Source organism: Kitasatospora sp. NPDC048365 (genome assembly GCF_043200835.1).
In the GTDB taxonomy this organism is placed as follows: Bacteria; Actinomycetota; Actinomycetes; order Streptomycetales; family Streptomycetaceae; genus Kitasatospora; species Kitasatospora terrestris.
Genome location: NZ_JBICYJ010000002.1, coordinates 140,326 through 158,877, shown reverse-complemented (window position 1 = coordinate 158,877; position 18,552 = coordinate 140,326). Strand labels below are relative to the sequence as shown.

Here is an 18,552-nt window from a genome sequence, read left to right as displayed (position 1 = left end):
ATGCCAGTCAAGGGGGAGTGGCCACCTGCGGGAATAACCGGTACGGCCGGCGGGTGGCGTGGCTAGGCTGGAAGGATCGCTGGGCGAGACGGGAGGGCGATGCCATGTCGGCGTTGAGTCGGGACCAGCACGCCACCCTGGGCGGGGGCGGCACGGGCCCGTTCGGGGTGTTGCGGCGGGCGCTGCGACTGTTGGAGGCGGTCGACCGGCGGCCGGGCGGCGCGGCCCTCGCCGAGCTGGCGCGCGAGCTCTCGCTGCCGCAGACCGTGGTGCAGCGGATCGCCGAGGAGCTGGAGATGGAGGGCTACCTGGCGTTCGCGGACGGCGCCTGGGTGCCCGGCGGCGCGTTCGCCCTGCTCGGGCAGCAGAGCCGGGAGCCGATGGTCCGCGCCCGGATGCAGCTCCGGCTCGCCGAACTGCGCGACGAGCTCGGCGCCGCCGTGTACTTCACCCGCTACCACGACGGCGAGCTGACCGTGGAGGCGGTCTCCGAGGCCGACTACGCGCCCGCCGTCGAGGAGTGGGTGGACTTCCGGGCCACCGCCCACGCCAGCGCGATCGGCAAGTGCCTGCTCGGCCAGCTCGACCACGACGGCCGCCGCGACCACCTCTCCCGGCACCCGATCGCCCGGCTGACCTCCCGCACCATCACCGACACCGACCAGCTGATGCACCGTCTGGAGCGCCAGCCCGCCACCGTCCCGGTGCTCGACCTGCAGGAGTACGCGCTCGGCACGGTCTGCGCCGCCGTCCCGGTCAGCGCCGGCTCCACGGTCGGCTGCCTGGCCACCTCGCTGCCCGTCACCGAGCTGCACCGGCTGCGCTCCGCCGCCGAGCTGCTGGCGCTGCGGGCGGCACCGCTGATGCTCGCGATGGCGGTGTGACCTACTCCGGCCGCGCGTCCTGCGGCACCCCGTCGGGGTGCAGTTCGGCGCGGACGTCCAGCGGGTCGTCCGGCAGGTAGCGGACGGTCGCCGTGCCGCCGCGCCGGGGCGGGTCGTAGGCGGGGAAGGAGAGCCGGATCCGGGCCGCCCGCTCGATGCCCGACGCATCGGTCCAGCCCAGGTCGACCTCGGCCCAGGAGCGTCCCTCGTCGTCCACCAGGCCGGGGCCGGACAGCCCGGTCACGGTGGCCCGGGCGGTGATCCCCTCCTCCTGGATCCGCCGCTCGTGCTCGCGCGCCGCGGCGACCCGCGCCAGGTCGCCGGCCCGCTCGCGCACCGTCCGGCGGACCGCGAGCGGGACCAGGCCGGCCAGGACCGCGGCGCCGGCCAGGGGCAGCGGTGTCCCGGCGCCGAGCGCGACCCCGGGCAGCGCGATCCCGAGGGCGGCGAGGATCGAGGCGCCCGCGCCGACCACCGGCAGCGGGCTCGGGTCGTCGGAGCCGCGGGCGGTCGCCGCCCACCCGATGCAGCCGAGCAGCCACGGCAGGGCGCACATCGGCGCCAGGATGCCGCGGTCGGCGCCGGTGAGCGCGGTCAGGGCGGTGCCGAAGGCCCAGCCGGTGGCGGCGAGCCACAGGGAGAGCAGGACCAGGCCCGTCCGGCGCGAGGGGCTCAACCAGCCGGGCGACGGCGGCATTTCGGTGGGCGTCACGCCCGCATGCTAGCGCTCGACGAGGATGGTCCAGTCCAATTCCGGTGAATCGCCGGTCACGGCCAGAGCAGTGTGCGGCTCCACCCGGCGGCGGAGCGCTCGTACCGCAGCCGGACGTGCCGGCGCGACGGGTCGCCCTGCCAGAACTCCACGGTCGCGGCCTCCAGGGTGTAGACCGTGTGCCCGGACACCGGGAGGGCGGGGCCGGCGGCGAGCGCGGCGGTGAAGGCCGCGTCGTACTCCGCGGCGGAGCCGAGCGGCTCGCTCTGCCGGCCCACCAGCGAGGCGGCCCGGGCGCCGGGGGAGCGGGTCAGCGCGGCGGGCGCCGGGACGGCGCGCACGGTGCCCCGGACCCGGACCTGCCGGCCCAGCTGCGGCCAGTACACGGTCATCGCGGCCCGCGGATCGGCGGCCAGCTGGCGGCCCTTGGGGCTGTCCGCGTCCGCCCAGAACACCCAGCCGGACCGGGCCGGGTCGACGTCCCGCAGCACCAGCACCCGGGCGTCCGGCATCCCCTCCGCGTCGACCGTGGAGAGGGTCACCACCTGGGCGTCCGGCACGTCCGCCGCCAGCGCCCCGCGCAGCCACTCCACGAACAGCGGGGCCGGCTCCTCGGGGGCCCGCTCGGCGTCGAAGCCGGGCAGCTCGCGGACCATCGGCGGGCGGGCGATCAGCTCCCGGACCAGTTCCTCGCTCATGCCCGCATGCTAGTCGGCGGCTTATTAGACTTGTTGTCGATAAGGTTGGTCGAAACCCTTGTCCACCCCGGTACCCGCGAGTAGTTTGCGGATACGCCCTCGTCAACCCGTAGGTCAGGAGGCACCCCCATGCCCCGGCAAGCCGAGCCCGCCGCCGTCCACGACAGCCTGGTCCTGGAGCCGCGCGACGTGCAGTTCGACTGGTCCGCGCTGCCGCTCCACTGGATCCCCGACGAGCCGATGGCCACCCACACCATCAACGTGCTGCACCTGCTCCTCCCCGAGGGCGAGCGCTGGTTCGTCAAGGTCTTCAAGGACGCGCTGCCGATGATCACCGACGAGCAGCTGCGCGAGGAGGTGCTCGGCTTCATCGGCCAGGAGGCCATCCACGCCGAGGCCCACCAGGAGGTCCTCGACCACCTGCTCGCCCAGGGCCTCGACCCGCGGCCGTACGTCCGGCAGATCAGCTGGCTGTTCCGCCGCGTCCTCGGCGACAAGCCCGGACTGACCGCCGCCCAGCGCCGCGAGAACATCATCGAGCGGGTCGCCTTCGTCGCCGCGATCGAGCACTTCACCGCCTTCCTCGGCAACTGGGCGCTCAACTCGCCCGGCCTGGACCGCGCCGAGGCCGACCCCACCATGCTCGACCTGCTGCGCTGGCACGGCGCGGAGGAGGTCGAGCACCGCAGCGTCGCGTTCGACCTGATGGTCCACCTCGACCCCGGGTACCTGCGGCGGCTGCGCGGCATGCTCGTCTCCGGGCCGCTCCTGGTCCACCTCTGGGTCCGCGGCACCCGCTTCATGCTCGCCGCCGACCCCACCCTCAAGGGCTCCGTCCGGCCCACCTGGCGCGAGGCCCAGCAGATCGCCCGCCGCGGCCTCCTCCCCGAGCCGACCCGGATGTTCCGCAGCGCCCTGCGGTACTTCCTCCCCGGCTACCACCCCACCAAGGAGGGCTCCTCCAGCCAGGCCCTCGCCTACCTCGCCACCTCGCCCGCGGCGCGCGCGTCTGCAGGGCATTAGGACGCACGAACCCAGGGGCTAGGGGAACCGCGACGCCGGCCCTCGGGGCGTGCACTCCTCTTCCCCACCCCCGTGCCTCACCTTTTCACGTACCTTCGCCGCCCCCGGGGTCGGCCTCCGAGCGCCTGATTGGTTCCCCCATGGATCTGTCCACTCCACCCCCCGATCTGTACGGGCGTCCCCGGGCCGACCGGTTCTTCGAGCGGCTGACCGCGTTCGGCGACTGGTACAGCCCCGCGCTGGGCCGGCCCGGGTTGCGGCGCAGCCCCCGCCGCCCGCAGACCCGCCCCACCGCCCCGCTGAGCCTGGTGGTGATCGCCCACCGGCCGGTCGCCGAGGACGTGGTCGAGCTGCGCCTCGCCGACCCGGCCGGCACGCCGCTGCCGCCGTGGCAGCCCGGCGCCCGCCTCCTCCTCACCCTCCCCTCGGGCCGCAGGCGCCACTACTCGCTCTGCGGCGACCCCGCCGACCGCTTCTCGTACCGTGTCGCGGTGCGCCGGGTGGCGGACGGCGGCGGCGGTTCCGTCGAGGTCCACGACGAGCTGCACGTCGGTGTCCGGCTGAGCGTGCGCCGTCCGCGCAACGGCTTCGCGTTCTGCGGCGACTCCAAGGTCCTCTTCCTGGCGGGCGGCATCGGCATCACCCCGCTGCTGCCGATGGCCCGCGCCGCCCAGCATGCGGGCCTGGACTGGCAGTTGGTCCACACCGGCCGCTCCGCCTCGTCCCTCCCGTTCACCGCCGAGCTGCGCGCCCTCGACCCGAACCGGGTGGAGCTGCGCACCGACGACGTGCACGGCACCCCGGACGCCGCCGAGCTGCTCGCCCGCGCCCCGCGCGGCGCGGCCGTCTACGTGTGCGGCCCGGCGCCGATGCTCGCCGCCGTCCAGCGGGCGTTCGACGCGTCCCCCGCCGCCTCCCTCCACTTCGAGCGCTTCGGCGCCGCGCCGATCGTCGACGGCCGCCCGTTCACCCTGCGCCTCGGCGCGGACGGCCCCGAACTGCCGGTCCCGGCGGACCGGTCGGCGCTCGACGTCGCCCTGGAGGCCCGCCCGGACCTTGCGTACTCCTGCCACCAGGGCTTCTGCGGCACCTGCCGGCTGAAGGTCCTGTCCGGCACCCCCGAGCACCGCGACCGCCGGCTCACCGACGAGGAGAAGGCCGCCGGCGAGATCCTGCCCTGCGTCTCCCGCGCCGCCGAGGGCGGGACCCTCGTCCTGGAGGTCTGACCCATGCGCCCGACCAAGGGCTCCACCGCCCTCCCCGCCTTCCCGTTCGACGACCGCGACCTGGCCCGCTTCCGGGAGACCCAGCAGCTGGCGTACCACTGCGCCGAGCAGGTCGCCGCCTGGATCGAACCGGGTGTCACCGAGCGCCAGGCGACCGCCGAGCTGCGCCGCTGCCTGGTCCGGGCGGGGGTGCAGGACTTCTTCCACGTCCCGTTCGCGTGGTTCGGCGACCGCACCGCGTTCCGCCACTTCCACACCCCGCTGCAGTTCTTCGCCGGCAGCCGCAAGCTGGCGGAGGGCATGCCGTACGTGCTGGACTGCGCGCCGGTGGTCGACGGCTACACCGCCGACATCGGCTACGGCGGCAAGGTCGGCGAGAACCCGGTGTGGGACCGGCTCGCCCAGGACCTGCGGGTGTACCGGGAGCTGATCCTGCGCGAGGTGCGCGCCCGCAAGCCGCTGAACGAGGTGTACGCCGCGGTCGACGCCCAGATCGCCGCGCACGGCTACGACAACCGGCACCAGGTGTACCCGGGCCGGGTGATCGGCCACCAGGTGACCCGGACGACCGCGCGAGGCCCGGCCGGCGTCAACCTGTTCGGCTTCGGCGTGCGTACACTCCAGACGCTCGGCCGCGAGCTGATCAGCGAGCGGCTGCACGGACGTTCGCCGCTGTGGGCGGACGGCCGGGCGTCCCGCCACGCCCCCACCCCGGGCCTGTGGGCGGTGGAGCCGCACATCGGCTTCCGCGAGGTGGGCATCAAGTTCGAGGAGCTGCTGGTGGTCACCGAGGACGACGCCTTCTGGCTCGACGACGACCTGCCGCACGTGCGGCGCTGGACCACTGCCCAGGAGGCCACCGCATGACGCTCGCCCGCCGCACCGTCCACTCCAACGGGCTGCCGCTGGCCGTCTACGAGCAGGGCGACCCGGCCAACCCGACCGTCGTCCTGGTGCACGGCTACCCCGACACCCACGCGGTGTGGGACGACGTCGCCGCCGACCTCGCCGCCGACCACCACGTGGTCCGCTACGACGTGCGCGGCGCGGGCGCCTCCGGCATCCCGCTCGCCCGCGACGAGTACCGGCTGGAGCTGCTCGGCGCCGACCTGTTCGCGGTGGCCGACGCGGTCAGCCCGGACGCGCCCGTCCACGTGGTCGCCCACGACTGGGGCTCGGTGCAGTCCTGGGAGGCGGTCACCGCGCCCGGCGCCCACCACCGGATCGCCTCCTACACCACCATGTCCGGCCCGTGCCTGGACCACATGGGCCACTGGATCCGCCACCGGCTGCGCCGCCCCACCCCCCGGCACCTGCGCCAACTCGCCGTCCAGGGCCTGCACTCCTGGTACATCGCCGCCTTCCAGCTGCCCGTCCTCGCCCCCGCCACCTGGCGGCTGTGGCTCGGCCGCGCGTGGCCGCGGATCCTGCGCGACCTGGAGGCGGTCACCCCGCGCCCCGGCCACCCGCAGCCCAGCCTCACCCAGGACGCCGTCCGCGGCATCGAGCTCTACCGCGCCAACATGCGGCCCACCCTGCGCCGGCCGCGCGAACGGCACACCGAGGTCCCGGTCCAGCTGATCACGCTGCGCCGCGACCACTACGTCTCCGACTTCCTCTCCGAGGGGCTGGAGCGCTGGGTGCCCCGGCTCACCCGGCGCAGCGTGGACGCCACCCACTGGTCGGCGCTGCTGGAGAAGGGCGCCACGGTCGCCGGCATGGTCCGCGACTTCACCACCCGCACCGCCGCCGGCGAGAGCATCGCCCCGCCGGACAGCGGCCAACTGGTCGTGGTCACCGGCGCCGGCAGCGGCATCGGCCGGTCCACCGCGCTCGCCTTCGCCGAGCAGGGCGCCCGGGTCGTGGTCTGCGACCTCGACCTGCCGTCCGCCGAACGCACCGCCGAACTGTGCATGCTCACCGGCGCCTCCGCGTACGCCTACCGGGTCGACGTCAGCGACGGCTCGGCCGTGGACGCCTTCGCCGCCGCCGTCGCGGCCGCCCACGGCGTCCCCGACGTGGTGGTCAACAACGCGGGCATCGGCCACTCCGGGACCTTCCTGCAGACCACCGAGAAGGAGTGGCAGCGCGTCCTGGACGTCAACCTGTGGGGCGTCATCCACGGCTGCCGGGCCTTCGGCAACCTGATGGTGGAGCGCGGCGAGGGCGGACACATCGTCAACCTCGCCTCGGCCGCCGCCTACCTGCCGTCCAAGGTGCTCGCCGCGTACGCCACCTCCAAGGCCGCCGTCTACATGCTCTCCGACTGCCTGCGCGCCGAACTCGCCCCGCACCGGATCGGCGTCTCCACCATCTGCCCCGGCATCGTCAACACCAACATCACCCGGACCTCCACCTTCTCCGGCCTCTCCGACGCCGAACAGGCCGCCAAGCAGGCCAAGGTCTCCAAGATGTACGCCCGCCGGGGCTTCCCGCCGGAGAAGGTCGCGGCCGAGATCGTCCGCGCGGTCCGCACCGGCAAGCCCGTCGTCCCGGTCACCGTCGAGGCGAAGGCGGCCCGGCTGCTCGGCCGGATCAGCCCCGGCCTGCTGCGCCGCGCCGCCCAGATCAACGCGGGCTGACCGGATACCTGACGGTCCTCGACTCCTGCTGCACCCGCCGGTAGAACTCGCCCGTCACGCGAGCCCGTTCGGCGTGGCGCAGCAGGACAGCGGCGGCCGAGCCGACGATGCCCCTCGGCCGCCCGCCACTTCTCCCCTCCAGGTGCTGCACCAGCCGGTAGCCGACGCAGTCACGGTCGTACGCCGCTCGCTCGGCAACGAACTCCCGCTCGGAAGGCGAGAGTTCGAAGCCGTCGTGGGTGGCCATCCCGAAGTCGGTGAAGGCCAGTCGCCGCCCGTCGGTGAGCACGTTGCCGAAGTGTGCGTCGAAGTGCAGCAGTCCGCGGGTGTTCATGAACTCCACGCCGGCCAGCAGCTGTCGCTCGACCTCCTCCGGGTCGCCGAACTCCTGCTCCAGCGTGCTCGGGAACCACTCCAGGAACAGCGCCAGCCGGGCGGTCGCCCGGCCCAGTGCGGTGATCCGTCCGCGGACCGCGGGCGAACCGTCCCAGTACGCCACGGTCCGCTCCACGTCGGCGAGTTCGGGGGGCAGGCCGGCCTCGAAGCCGTCCAGCACCCGCCAGTGGTACAGCAGCGGGAAGGCCTCGGTCGCCCCCGAGCGCACCCACCCGTCGACCAGCCGGTGCGCCGCCAGCTCCCGCCATGCGCCGAAGCCCGGGCTGCCGATGCCGTAGTGGAACTGCGGCGGCAGGCCGAAGAGGTTCGCGGTGGAGTACCGGTGCTCGGGGCGCAGCTCCACCGCGGTCAGCGGCACCAGCTTCACGAACACCGGTGTCCCGCCCGCCTCCAGCCGCCCGGAGGTGCCGCCGATGCCGGCGCCGGTGAGGTGCGCGACGCTCGCGCGCAGCTCGGCGTCCGAGCTGTCGGCGAGCGCCCGCTCAACCGCGGGCATGCCCGGCCCGCAAGCGCTCGAAGGCCGTCGGGCGCGGCCGGTCCGGCAGGAACTCCTTGATCCGGCGCGCGCATTCGGCGGGGGAGAGCACCGAGGTGTCCACCTCCACGTCGTACTCGCCGTGCGCGTGCACCGGCTCGAGCTGTCGCGCCGCCAGCCCCTGCGGGCGGTCCCCGCGCTCGCGCTCGCGGCGTTCCAGTTCCGGCAGCGGGCAGCGCACCCCGACCAGGACCACGTCCTCGGCGGGGAACAGCTCCAGGCAGTCCGCCAGCCGCCACTCCTCGCTGAACAGGTGGTCCACGACCACCGTGTTGCCGGCCGCGGCCATCCCCGCGACCGCCCGGTGGAAGCCCATCCAGGTGCGCCGCAGCACCTGGGGCAGCTCCGCCTCGGTGTACCCCTGCTTGGACCGCATCGCGTGGAACGCGTCCACCGGGAGGTGGAACGAGGCGCCGTCCAGCGTCGCCAGCAACTCCCGGGCCACGCTGGACTTCCCCGAACTCGACGTCCCGTTCAGAAAGATGATCAGCCCGCCGCCCATCGGCACCCCCTGGTGTCCCTCGTGTCCCCGGTTCCGGTACGTCCGATCATCGCCGACCGCCGAAAACCCGGGCGCACCGGGGTCGTTCGTTCCGGCAGAATCCCGGCCATGACGCCGCCCACGCCCGCCACGCCCACTTCGCCCGCAGCGCAGGCCGCGCTGCGCCACGTCGCCACCCACTCCGCCGGCGGCCCGCTCGACCCGGCCCTGCGGATCACCCTCAACTTCCACCCCGACCGCGTCTTCGCGGGCCGCCCGATCCTGGAGGCGATGGCCGAGGACGGCGCCTACCGCTCCCAGTTCGTCACCGGCACCAGCAACGGCGGCCTCACCGCCCACCCGGGCGGCGACCGCTGGCGCTGGGAGAGTCGGATCTTCGGCGGCGCGTACGACCGCGCGCCGGACGCCGAGCGGCCGGTGTACGGCGCCCTCGACTTCCGGCGCAGCCCGTACGGCGCGGCTCCGCGGTTCGGCTCCGCGTACTTCCGGCTCACCGCCGACACTCTGGACCGCGCCACCTTCTGCTACCCGGACAGCTGGCTCGAACCCGCCGACCTGGCCACCGCCGCCACCGGCACCACCCTGATCGCCCTCGCCGAGGCGGACGACCAGGACGCGCTCGACGACTACATCGAGGCCCAGGTCCACGGCCCGGTCGTGCTCGCCGACCACGTCGAGGCGCTGGTCCTCGACCCCTGCTTCCGGGGCACCCCGATCGAGGCGGCCGCCCGGAAGCTGGGCTGCCCGCTCGAGTGGCACCCGGGCTACCGCCTCCCGGTCGCCGAGCTCGCCCGCCACCCCGACTACCGCGGCCCCGAGTACGTCGCCATCGGCCGTGCCCTCGCCGCCGACGGCCACCTCCACCCCGGCCTGCTCGCCACCACCGACCACGACCCGCAGGCGGTCAAGAAGGTCTGGCACTACCTCGCCCGCTTCGGCCGCGCCGAGGCATGTTGAACGCGTTCAAAACCTCTGCCATGATGATCCCGCACGAGTGATGGCCGACCACGGGGGCGACGGGCATGGAGCGTACGGACACGGACCCGCCACGCTGGGCCTGGGCCTGCGTCGCGGCCTGGATCGCCCTGTGGATGCTGAGCCCGACCCCGCCGCACCTGCTCGGCCGCCCCGACCCCACCGGCGAGCTGGAGACGGACAGCATGCTGCTGCTCACCTCGCTGCCCGCCCTCGTGCTCGGCGGGGCCCTCGCGTACCGGCGCGCCTGGCCGGCCTTCCTCGCCGCGGTCGCCGGGGCGCTCGGCAGCTGCCCGGTGGTCGGTGTCCTCCTCGCCGACCTCGACGGCGATGGGGTTGCCCTTCCGCTGGCCACCTTCGTCGCGGCCTACCTCGGCCTGTTCTTCGGCGTCCTCCCGCTCTCGGTGGGCGCGTTCGCGGTCTCGACCGTCCGCAGGGTCCACGCCGGCCGTACCGCGGGGAGCCACTGATGCGCCCCGAGCAGCCGGCGCCCGGCTGGGCCTGGCCGACCGCCCTGTGGTGGCTGGGCCTGGCCGCGCTCTGCGCCGTGGTCCCGGGGCCCTGGTGGGAGTCCCCGCTGATCCCCGCCGTGCTGACCGCCGCGGTCGGTACCGCGCTGGGCCAGGCCCGCGCCTGGCGGGTCCTCGCCGTGGCGGCCGGCGGGATCACCGCCCCCGTGCTCGTCGCGGTCTTCTGGATCGAGTCCGGCGCCGCAGCGGCCGGCCTGGGCGCCGTCCGGCTCCCGGCCACGCTGCTCCTGCTCGACCTCCTGACCTACACGCTGCCCCTGCTGACCGGCGCCTGCCTCGGCTGGCTCTGGCGCATCCTCCGCGAGGGCCTCCCGATCGGCGTCGCACCGGTCGACGGGGGCCGCTGACGGCGGCCGTGGGCGCGCTGCGCACTGCCGTACCGACCGAGGTGGAGCCGCTACGCATGCGGACCGGGCCGTCCCCTGGGAACCTGGACACATGGCCGACGATCAACTGATGGGCGACGAGGTGTACCAGCCGGACGGCTCCGAGGTGCAGGACGACATCGGACCGCTGGAGCCGGAGGACACCCTGGACGATCGGGGGCTGGAGTCCGCGCTCGACGAGGGCTACGCGCCCCCGGAGCGCCCGCTCGCCGTGAACCGCTACGGCACCACCGCCGCCGAGCAGCGTGCCGGTGAGAGTCTCGACCAGCGGCTCGCCCAGGAGCTTCCCGACGTCTCGACGCCCGACGGGGACGGCATCGGCGACACCTCCGGCACCGACGCGGAGCCGGTGGACCCCGAGGCCGGCGAGGCCCGCACCGGGCGGCTCACCGTCGTCGACGGTGCTCGCAGCGACACCGTCGCCCGGGACGTCGGCATCTCCGGCGGCGCGGCCACCGCAGAGGAGGCCGCGATGCACACCGTCGACGACCCCGAGACCCAGAGCCTCTGAGGGGCGGGCGTCCGGCGCCCGCCCCTCGGCGCGACAACGGTCACCGCGCACGGTGCGCGGTGACCGTTGTCAGCAGGCGCAGTCAGGAGAGCGCGGCGAGGCCGGCCCGGAGTTCGTCGGCGGTCATGCAGGGGGTGACGGTGACGTCGGCGCCCAGTTCGGCCCAGAAGGGTTCGACCAGGGCGACCAGGTCGGACTCCTGGCCGAGGTCGCAGACGAGGGTGAAGGCGCGGCGGCCGCCGAAGGGGTAGAAGTAGGCGGCCTCGGGCTTGAGGGCGTCCATGACCTTGCCCATGATCTCGGGAACCTTGCCGGTGGCGAGCAGCTGGTTGGACGTCGCGGTGTCCATTTCGCCGTGGATCATCATGCGCATCGCGGATCTCCTGACCGTACGGGACGGTGCCGGGCCGACGACGCGGACGGGGCCGCGGGGCGGCCGGTCCTGGAGGACCAGCGTCCCGCAGCCCCGGGGGGTGTGCGAGTTCGGGCGACGTGCGGGTTCAGGCGGCGTGCACGGAGACACGGGCCTCGGCGGTGGCCGGGGCGGGGGTCTCGGCGGGGCGGGCGAGGTCGTGGTGGATGGGGCCGTCACCGGCGGAGAGCGGGAGGCAGGAGCCGCCGCGGCGGTGGGCGACGATCTCGGCGGCGACGGAGACGGCGGTCTCTTCGGGGGTGCGGGCGCCGAGGTCGAGGCCGATGGGGGAGCGCAGGCGGGCGATCTCGGCGCCGGTGAGTCCGACCTCGCGCAGGCGGGTGTTGCGGTCGAGGTGGGTCTTGCGCGAGCCCATCGCGCCGACGTACCCGACGGGCAGCCGCAGCGCCCGCTCCAGCAGCGGGATGTCGAACTTGGCGTCGTGGGTGAGGACGCACAGGACGGTGCGGCCGTCGATCCGGTCGAGCTGGGAGTCGAGGTAGCGGTGCGGCCAGTCGACGACGACCTCGTCGGCGTCGGGGAAGCGCCGGGCGGTGGCGAAGACGGGGCGGGCGTCGCAGACGGTGACGCGGTAGCCGAGGAACTTGCCGATCCGGACGACGGCGGCGGCGAAGTCGATGGCGCCGAAGACGATCATCCGGGGCGCGGGCACGTACGACTCGACGAAGACGGTGACGGTGCCCTGGTCGGAGTCGTCGCAGGGGCGGCCGTCGAGGCCGAGGACGAGCCGGCCGGTGCGGCCGGCGTCGAGCATGGCGCGGGCCTCGGCGACCACCGCGCGTTCGAGCGGGGCCACGGTGGAGGGGGCGGGGGAGAGCGCGCCGTGGTGGGTGTCGGCGGTGACGGCGACGGTGGCGCCGAGCAGGGCGGCGGGTCCGTCGACGATCCGGGCGAGGGCGACGGGGGTGCCGGAGGCGATGTAGGCGATGCCGGCGTCCAGACCGGGGTCGGCGCCGGGCACGATCGGCTGGACGAAGACGTCGAGGATGCCGCCGCAGGTGAGGCCGACCGCGAAGGCGTCCTCGTCGCTGTAGCCGAAGCGCTCCAGGACGGGCTCGCCGCTGAGGATCGCGGCCTGGCAGAGCTCGTACACCGCGCCTTCGACGCAGCCGCCGGAGACGGAGCCGATCGCCTCGCCCTCGGAGTCGACGGCGAGGGCGGCGCCGGGGTCGCGGGGGGCACTGCCGGAGACGCCGACGACCGTGGCCACGGCGAAGGCGCGCCCGGCGGCGTGCCAGGCCTGCAACTGCTCGGCGATGTCTTGCACGGTGTGCTCCCTACCAACCAATAGTGCACGGGAAACGGGTGGTGCCGCGGTACCGGAGCCAGGACTCCGGTACCGCGGCCGGCGGGCGGCTAGTGCACGCCGAGCCAGGACTTGATCGGGACGAGGGCGAAGTAGACCACGAAGACCCCGGTGAGGATCCACATCAGCGGACCGGGCTCGCGCCACTTGCCGGTGCCGGCCTTGATGACGGTGTACGAGATGACACCGGCGGCCACGCCCGCGGTGATGCTGTAGGTGAACGGCATCAGGACGCAGGTGAGGAAGGCGGGGATGGCGATCTCGCGGTCGGACCAGTCGATGTGCCGGGCCTGGCTCATCATCATGGAGCCGATGACGACCAGGGCGGCCGAGGCGACCTGGACCGGGACGACGGCGGCGACCGGCGAGAAGAACAGCATCAGGGCGAAGACGCCACCGGTGACGGTGGAGGCGAGGCCGGTGCGGGCGCCGTCGCCGACGCCGGTCGCGGACTCGACGAACACGGTCTGGCCGGACGCGCCCGCCACACCGCCGATCGCGCCGCCGGCACCGTCGATGAACAGCGCCTTGGACAGGCCGGGCATCCGGCCCTGCTTGTCGGCCAGGCCCGCCTCGGTGCCGACGCCGATGATGGTGGCCATCGCGTCGAAGAAGCCGGCCAGGACCAGGGTGAAGACGGCCACCGAGGCGGAGATCGCGCCGAGGCCCTTGGAGCCGAAGGCGCCGAACAGGTCGATGTCGCCGAAGAGGCCGAAGTCGGGGGCGGAGACCGGGGAGCCGGGCCACACCGGGGCGGAGCCGCCCCAGGCCTTGGCGTCCAGGCCGGCCACCTGGTGGACGATCACGGCGATCACGGTGCCGGCCGCGATGCCGATCAGGATCGCGCCGCGGACGTTGCGGGCCAGCAGCACGAAGATGGTCAGCAGGGTGACGCAGAAGATCAGGACCGGCCAGCCCTCCAGCTCGCCGAACGGGCCGAGCGAGAGCGGCGTCGGGCCGCCGGTGTGCACGAAGCCGGCCTTGTAGAAGCCGATGATCGCGACGAACAGGCCGATGCCGATGGTGATGGCGTGCTTGAGCGGCAGCGGGATGCCGTTCATGATCTTCTCGCGCAGTCCGGAGACCACCAGCAGCACGATCAGCAGACCGTAGATGACGCAGAGACCGAAGGCCTGTGCCCAGGTGGTGTGCGGTACGACCAGGGCGGAGATCGCGCCGGAGACCGAGAGGCCGGCGGCGACCGCCAGCGGCACGTTGCCGATCACACCCATCAGGATGGTGGTGACGGCGGCGGCCAGTGCGGTCGCGGTGGTCAGCTGGGCGTGGTCGAGCTTGACGCCTGTGACATCGGCGCCGCTGAGGATGATCGGGTTGAGCAGGACGATGTACGCCATCGCCATGAAGGTGGTGAGACCACCGCGGAGCTCGTTGCCGAAGGTGGAGCCGCGTGCGGAGATCTTGAAGTACGCGTCCAGCTTGTTCTTCGGCGGGGTGGCCGGCGACTGCGTGAGGGCGTCGTCGTCGGCGGGTGCTTCATCGGTGGGGCCGGGCTCCGTGGAGATCCGGGTCATGTCCACTCCCAAGGTTCAAAGGGGATTGGGGTGGGCGAGCCGACCTGGGTGCCAGTCATGGAAGAGGCGCAGGGGGACTGTTCGACTCACTGGGGTGCACCGCTGCAGAGCCCCGGCGAGGGAGAGGCAGCGGTTCGGTGCGTGGGTGGGTTTCATGCGTGGGTGGTGCTGCCCCGGGGCGGCGGGGGAAGACGGTCCGCCGCCCCGGGGACGTTTCTAGAGGGTTCCGGTGAGGTGCTCGGGCCGGACCGGGATCCGGTTGAGCGCGATGCCGGTCGCCTGCCGGATGGCGGCCACGATGGACGGCGTGGCGGAGACGGTGGGGGCCTCGCCGACACCGCGCAGGCCGTACGGCGCGTTCGGGTCCGGGAGTTCGAGGATCTCCACCGGGATCGGCGGGGTGTCCAGGATGGTGGGGATCAGGTAGTCGGTGAAGGACGCGTTGCGTACCTTCCCGTCCTTGACGATGATCTCCTCCATCACCGCGAGGCCCAGGGCCTGGGTGCAGCCGCCCTGGATCTGGCCGACCACGGAGAGCGGGTTGAGCGCCTTGCCGACGTCCTGGACGGCGGTCAGCTCGACCACCTTGACCAGGCCCAGCTCGACGTCCACGTCAACCACCGCGCGGTTGGCGCAGAAGGTGTACTGGACGTGGCCGAAGCCCTGTCCGGTCTCCTTGTCGAACGGCTGGGTCGGGCGGTGGTGGTGCTCCCGGGTCAGGTCGATCGCCTCGTCGCCGAGCAGGTCGACCATGGCGACCAGGACGCCGTCGGCCTCGGAGACGACCTTGCCGCCCACCAGGTCGATGTCGTTCTGGGTCCAGCCGTAGCGCCGGCGGCCCTTGGTGATCAGCGCCAGCTTCACCGCCTCGGCGGCGAGCTTCACCGCGCCACCGGTCATGTACGTCTGGCGTGAGGCGGAGGTGGAGCCGGCCGAGCCGACCTCGGTGTTGGCCGGGTGGATGGTGACCTGCTCGACGCCGAGCTCGGTGCGGGCGATCTGGGCGTGCACGGTGACGCCGCCCTGGCCGACCTCGGCCATCGCGGTGTGCACCATGGCGACCGGCTCGCCGCCGATCACCTCCAGCCGGACCCGAGCGGTGGAGTAGTCGTCGAAGCCCTCGGAGAAGCCGACGTTCTTGATGCCGACCGAGTAGCCGACGCCGCGGACGATGCCCTCGCCGTGCGAGGTGTTGGACAGCGCGCCGGGCACGGCGCGGATGTCCAGGTTCTCCAGGTCCAGCGGCGGGGGCAGCGGCATGTCCTTGACCCGCTGCAGCAGCTCGGCGACCGGGGCCGGCGAGTCGATCCGCTGGCCGGTGGGCATGTGGTCGCCCTCCGCCATCGCGTTCAGCTGGCGCAGCTCGACCGGGTCCATGCCCAGCTCGGCGGCGAGCTTGTCCATCTGCGACTCGTAGCCGAAGGCGGCCTGCACCGCGCCGAAGCCGCGCATCGCGCCGCACGACGGGTTGTTGGAGTACAGCGCGATGGCGTGCATCTTCACGTTCGGGATGACGTACGGGCCGTGGCCGAGGGAGGCCGCGTTGCCGACCACCGCGGGGGAGGCCGAGGCGTACGCGCCGCCGTCCAGCACGATCCGGCAGTCCGCGAAGACCAGCTTGCCGTCGCGGGTGGCGCCGTGCTCGTAGTGCATCTTCGCCGGGTGGCGGTGCACGTGGCCGAAGAAGGACTCGTCCCGGGCGTAGACGATCTTGACCGGCTTGCCGGTGTGCTGGGCCAGCAGGCAGGCGTGGATCTGCATCGAGATGTCCTCGCGGCCGCCGAAGGCGCCGCCGACGCCCGCGAGGGTCAGCCGGACCTTCTCCTCGGGCAGGCCGAGCACCGGGGCCATCTGCTCGCGGTCCACGTGCAGCCACTGGGTGGCGATGTAGAGGTCGATGCCGCCGTCCTCGGCGGGCACCGCCAGGCCGGACTCCGGGCCGAGGAAGGCCTGGTCCTGCATGCCGACCTCGTACTCGCCGGAGACGATCACGTCGGCCAGCGCGCGGACCTCGTCGGTGACGCCGAGGCCGGAGACCAGCTTCTGCTCGTGGCAGATGTTGCCGTAGCCGTGCGACTTGAACTCGTGCGGCTCGTGCACGTAGCCGTGGGTCTCGGGGTCGAGGCACTGCTCCTCGGTGACGATCGGGGTGAGCACCTCGTACTCGACCTTGATCTTCTTCACCGCGCGGCGGGCCGTCTCCGGGTGGTCGGCCGCGACCAGCGCGATCGGCTCACCGTGGTAGCGGACCTTGTCGATCGCCAGGGCCGGCTGGTCCTTGATCTCCAGGCCGTAGAACTTGGAGCCCGGGATGTCCTGGTGGGTGAGCACGGCGTACACGCCGGGCAGCTTGAGCGCCTCGGAGATGTCCACCGAGAGGATGTTGGCGCGGGGGTGCGGCGAGCGCAGCGCCATGCCCCAGAGCATGTCCTCGTGCCACATGTCGGACGAGTACGCGAACTCGCCCTTCACCTTCAGGGTGCCGTCGGGGCGCAGCGGGGAGCCGCCGATACCGTCCTTCGACGCCTGGTTGATGTTCTGCAGGTTCTTCTGACCCGCGATCGTCCGGGTGCTCATTCCCCATGCCCCTTACCCGCGCACTTGCGGGCGGAGGCGAGCCGCACCGCGTCCATGATCTTCTCGTAGCCGGTGCAGCGGCACAGGTTGCCCGACAGCGCCTCGCGGATGTCGTTGTCGCTCGGCTGGTCGTCCTTCTCCAGCAGGGCGTCGGTCTGCACCAGCAGGCCGGGGGTGCAGAAGCCGCACTGCACGGCGCCGGCGTCGACGAAGGCCTGCTGGACGAGGCCCAGCTCGCCGTTCTCGTCGGTCAGGCCCTCGACGGTGCGCACCTCGCGGTCCTGCACCTGGCCGGCCGCGACCAGGCAGGAGCAGACCGGGGTGCCGTCGAGGTAGACCGTGCAGGAGCCGCACTCGCCCTGCTCGCAGGCGTTCTTGGAGCCCGGCAGGCCCACCCGCTCGCGGAGCACGTAGAGCAGGCTCTCGCCCTCCCAGACGTCGTCCGCCTCGACGGGCTTGCCGTTGGCGGTGAAGGTGATCCTCATGCCGCGCTCCTGATCTGCTTGCTGTAGTCGTTCCAACACCAGGTGAGGGTGCGGCGGGCCATCACGGCCAGGGTGTGCCGGCGGTAGTCGGCGGTGCCGCGGACGTCGTCGATCGGGGAGGCCGCGGCCTTCACCAGCTCGCCGAACTGCCGGGTGACGTCGGCGGGGATCAGGGCGCCGGACTCCCACAGGCCGCGCTCGGCGAGCACGCCCTGCAGGTACTCCTCGGCCTCCACGGCGCGGCGCGGCGTGGGGGCGGCCGAGCCGATACCGGTGCCGACGGTGCCGTTCTTGGGGTGCAGGGCGAAGCCGAAGGCGCACACCGCGATCACCATCGCGTTGCGGGTGCCGATCTTGGAGAACTGCTGCGGGCCGTCGGCGACCGGGATGTGCACGGCCTTGATCAGCTCGTCGGCCTCCAGGCTGTTGCGCTTCACGCCGACGTAGAACTCGTCGATCGGGATCAGCCGGGTGCCGCGCACCGAGGCCGCCTCCACGAACACGTCCCGGCCCGCGGCCAGCAGCGCCGGGTGCGCGTCACCGGCCGGCGACGCGCCGCCCAGGTTGCCGCCCACGCTGCCGCGGTTGCGGATCTGCGGGGAGCCGACCGTGTGCGCGGCCTTGGCCAGGCCGGGCAGCTGCTCGGACAGCTCGTCGATGATGCGGGTGTACGGCACCGAGGCGCCGAGCTTCACCACATCCCCGTCGATCGCCCACTCGCGGAGCTCGGGGATGCGGTTCAGGTCGAGAATCGCGGATGGCCGGTGCACGTCGAAATTCATCTCGACCATGACGTCCGTGCCGCCCGAGATCGGCAGCGCGGTCGGGTACTCAGCCTTCGCCGCGAGCGCCTCGTCCCACGTTGCGGGCCGAAGGAACTCCATGCGGTGTCTCCTCAAGTCGTGGCCTGCCGGACAGGGGGCACGTTGCCCGGTGTCGGTGTTCGGACTGTGCAACCACCTCGTTGCCTCGGCGTTGAGTCCTGGTCACCGGGGTGTGTCCGGCGGCTTGTGGCCAGTGAACCGCTGTGACCGGGCCCACTGGCAGTCACCGATGGCATGAAGCCCCGGCTGTGGTCCCGCCCGGCATCCTGTACGTTCCTCTAAGGAAGAGAATTTCGCAGCCCAGGAGTCACCCGGGCGCTACTTACGACCGTAATCCGGCCGTGATTCCGGAGCTACGGGCCCGTGATCCGGGCGGCATTTGTGAGGTGACACCGAACGCCGGGAGTCGGGCACACTGACCCCACCCTCAAACTT

Annotated in this window: 19 protein-coding genes; 9 read left to right on the top strand and 10 right to left on the bottom strand. The window is 73.2% G+C overall.

The genetic code is table 11. The features are described from left to right. Positions 1–104 precede the first annotated feature (104 nt). A complete protein-coding gene (locus tag ACGFX4_RS02495) occupies positions 105–884 on the top strand; it encodes an IclR family transcriptional regulator (protein ID WP_393069562.1) in 780 nt (259 codons plus the stop codon). Position 885: 1 nt separating this feature from the next. Here ACGFX4_RS02495 and ACGFX4_RS02490 read toward each other — a convergent pair whose 3' ends face one another. Further along, entirely contained in the window at positions 886–1,596 is a 711-nt protein-coding gene (locus ACGFX4_RS02490; RefSeq protein WP_393069560.1) for a hypothetical protein, read from the bottom strand. A 56-nt stretch (positions 1,597–1,652) separates the two neighbouring features. Continuing rightward, a complete protein-coding gene (locus ACGFX4_RS02485; protein ID WP_393069559.1) occupies positions 1,653–2,294 on the bottom strand; it encodes a pyridoxal 5'-phosphate synthase in 642 nt (213 codons plus the stop codon). A 129-nt stretch (positions 2,295–2,423) separates the two neighbouring features. On the opposite strand from ACGFX4_RS02485, the gene ACGFX4_RS02480 reads away from it, so the two are divergent. The 4 genes from ACGFX4_RS02480 to ACGFX4_RS02465 all read left to right on the top strand — a co-directional run bounded on the left by ACGFX4_RS02480 (position 2,424) and on the right by ACGFX4_RS02465 (position 7,125). Further along, on the top strand, positions 2,424–3,317 hold the full coding sequence (locus ACGFX4_RS02480; protein WP_393069557.1) for a metal-dependent hydrolase: 894 nt from the start codon (positions 2,424–2,426) through the stop codon (positions 3,315–3,317). A gap of 140 nt (positions 3,318–3,457) precedes the next feature. After that, positions 3,458–4,543, top strand: a complete 1,086-nt coding sequence (locus ACGFX4_RS02475) for a PDR/VanB family oxidoreductase (protein ID WP_393069556.1) — start codon at positions 3,458–3,460, stop codon at positions 4,541–4,543. 3 nt (positions 4,544–4,546) lie between these two features. Next, a complete protein-coding gene (locus tag ACGFX4_RS02470) occupies positions 4,547–5,410 on the top strand; it encodes a M24 family metallopeptidase (RefSeq protein ID WP_345699905.1) in 864 nt (287 codons plus the stop codon). Continuing rightward, positions 5,407–7,125, top strand: a complete 1,719-nt coding sequence (locus tag ACGFX4_RS02465; RefSeq protein WP_393069554.1) for an SDR family oxidoreductase — start codon at positions 5,407–5,409, stop codon at positions 7,123–7,125. Before ACGFX4_RS02470 ends, ACGFX4_RS02465 begins: the two co-directional genes overlap by 4 nt. On the opposite strand, the gene ACGFX4_RS02460 is transcribed toward ACGFX4_RS02465, so the two are convergent. Next, positions 7,112–8,017, bottom strand: coding sequence for a protein kinase family protein (locus ACGFX4_RS02460; RefSeq protein ID WP_393069552.1), 906 nt, complete (start codon positions 8,015–8,017; stop codon positions 7,112–7,114). The two genes, ACGFX4_RS02465 and ACGFX4_RS02460, sit on opposite strands and share 14 nt — an antisense overlap. After that, positions 8,004–8,558 carry a chloramphenicol phosphotransferase CPT family protein gene (locus tag ACGFX4_RS02455; protein WP_393069551.1) on the bottom strand — a complete coding sequence of 185 codons (555 nt, stop codon included), beginning with the start codon at positions 8,556–8,558 and terminating at the stop codon, positions 8,004–8,006. The genes ACGFX4_RS02460 and ACGFX4_RS02455 overlap by 14 nt, the downstream gene beginning before the upstream one ends. 108 nt (positions 8,559–8,666) lie before the next feature. Between ACGFX4_RS02455 and ACGFX4_RS02450 the strand changes: the two genes are divergently transcribed. The 4 genes from ACGFX4_RS02450 (at position 8,667) to ACGFX4_RS02435 (ending at position 10,960) form a co-directional block, all read left to right on the top strand. Then, complete coding sequence (locus ACGFX4_RS02450) at positions 8,667–9,515, top strand: DUF3626 domain-containing protein (RefSeq protein WP_393069550.1); 849 nt, start codon at positions 8,667–8,669, stop codon at positions 9,513–9,515. 65 nt (positions 9,516–9,580) lie between these two features. Beyond that, positions 9,581–10,003 (top strand): hypothetical protein, encoded by a 423-nt coding sequence (locus ACGFX4_RS02445; RefSeq protein WP_393069548.1) that lies wholly within the window; start codon positions 9,581–9,583, stop codon positions 10,001–10,003. Then, complete coding sequence (locus tag ACGFX4_RS02440) at positions 10,003–10,410, top strand: hypothetical protein (RefSeq protein ID WP_393069546.1); 408 nt, start codon at positions 10,003–10,005, stop codon at positions 10,408–10,410. Before ACGFX4_RS02445 ends, ACGFX4_RS02440 begins: the two co-directional genes overlap by 1 nt. A 91-nt stretch (positions 10,411–10,501) precedes the next feature. After that, positions 10,502–10,960: a DUF5709 domain-containing protein gene (locus ACGFX4_RS02435; protein ID WP_393069545.1), complete on the top strand. Its 459-nt coding sequence runs from the start codon at positions 10,502–10,504 to the stop codon at positions 10,958–10,960. Between the two features lie 82 nt (positions 10,961–11,042). Here the strand turns inward: ACGFX4_RS02435 and ACGFX4_RS02430 are convergent, their stop codons facing one another. The 6 genes from ACGFX4_RS02430 to ACGFX4_RS02405 all read right to left on the bottom strand — a co-directional run bounded on the left by ACGFX4_RS02430 (position 11,043) and on the right by ACGFX4_RS02405 (position 18,177). Next, positions 11,043–11,333: a hypothetical protein gene (locus ACGFX4_RS02430; RefSeq protein ID WP_393069544.1), complete on the bottom strand. Its 291-nt coding sequence runs from the start codon at positions 11,331–11,333 to the stop codon at positions 11,043–11,045. Positions 11,334–11,460: 127 nt separating this feature from the next. Then, the gene (locus tag ACGFX4_RS02425) at positions 11,461–12,660 is read right to left on the bottom strand and encodes an XdhC family protein (RefSeq protein ID WP_393069543.1); all 1,200 of its coding nucleotides are present in this window, start codon (positions 12,658–12,660) and stop codon (positions 11,461–11,463) included. 89 nt (positions 12,661–12,749) lie between these two features. After that, positions 12,750–14,231, bottom strand: coding sequence for an NCS2 family permease (locus tag ACGFX4_RS02420; protein WP_393069541.1), 1,482 nt, complete (start codon positions 14,229–14,231; stop codon positions 12,750–12,752). Between the two features lie 216 nt (positions 14,232–14,447). Further along, entirely contained in the window at positions 14,448–16,808 is a 2,361-nt protein-coding gene (gene pucD / locus ACGFX4_RS02415; RefSeq protein WP_393069540.1) for a xanthine dehydrogenase subunit D, read from the bottom strand. Further along, on the bottom strand, positions 16,805–17,293 hold the full coding sequence (locus tag ACGFX4_RS02410) for a (2Fe-2S)-binding protein (protein ID WP_393069538.1): 489 nt from the start codon (positions 17,291–17,293) through the stop codon (positions 16,805–16,807). Before ACGFX4_RS02410 ends, pucD begins: the two co-directional genes overlap by 4 nt. Further along, positions 17,290–18,177, bottom strand: a complete 888-nt coding sequence (locus ACGFX4_RS02405) for an FAD binding domain-containing protein (RefSeq protein ID WP_393069536.1) — start codon at positions 18,175–18,177, stop codon at positions 17,290–17,292. Before ACGFX4_RS02405 ends, ACGFX4_RS02410 begins: the two co-directional genes overlap by 4 nt. Positions 18,178–18,552: the final 375 nt, after the last annotated feature.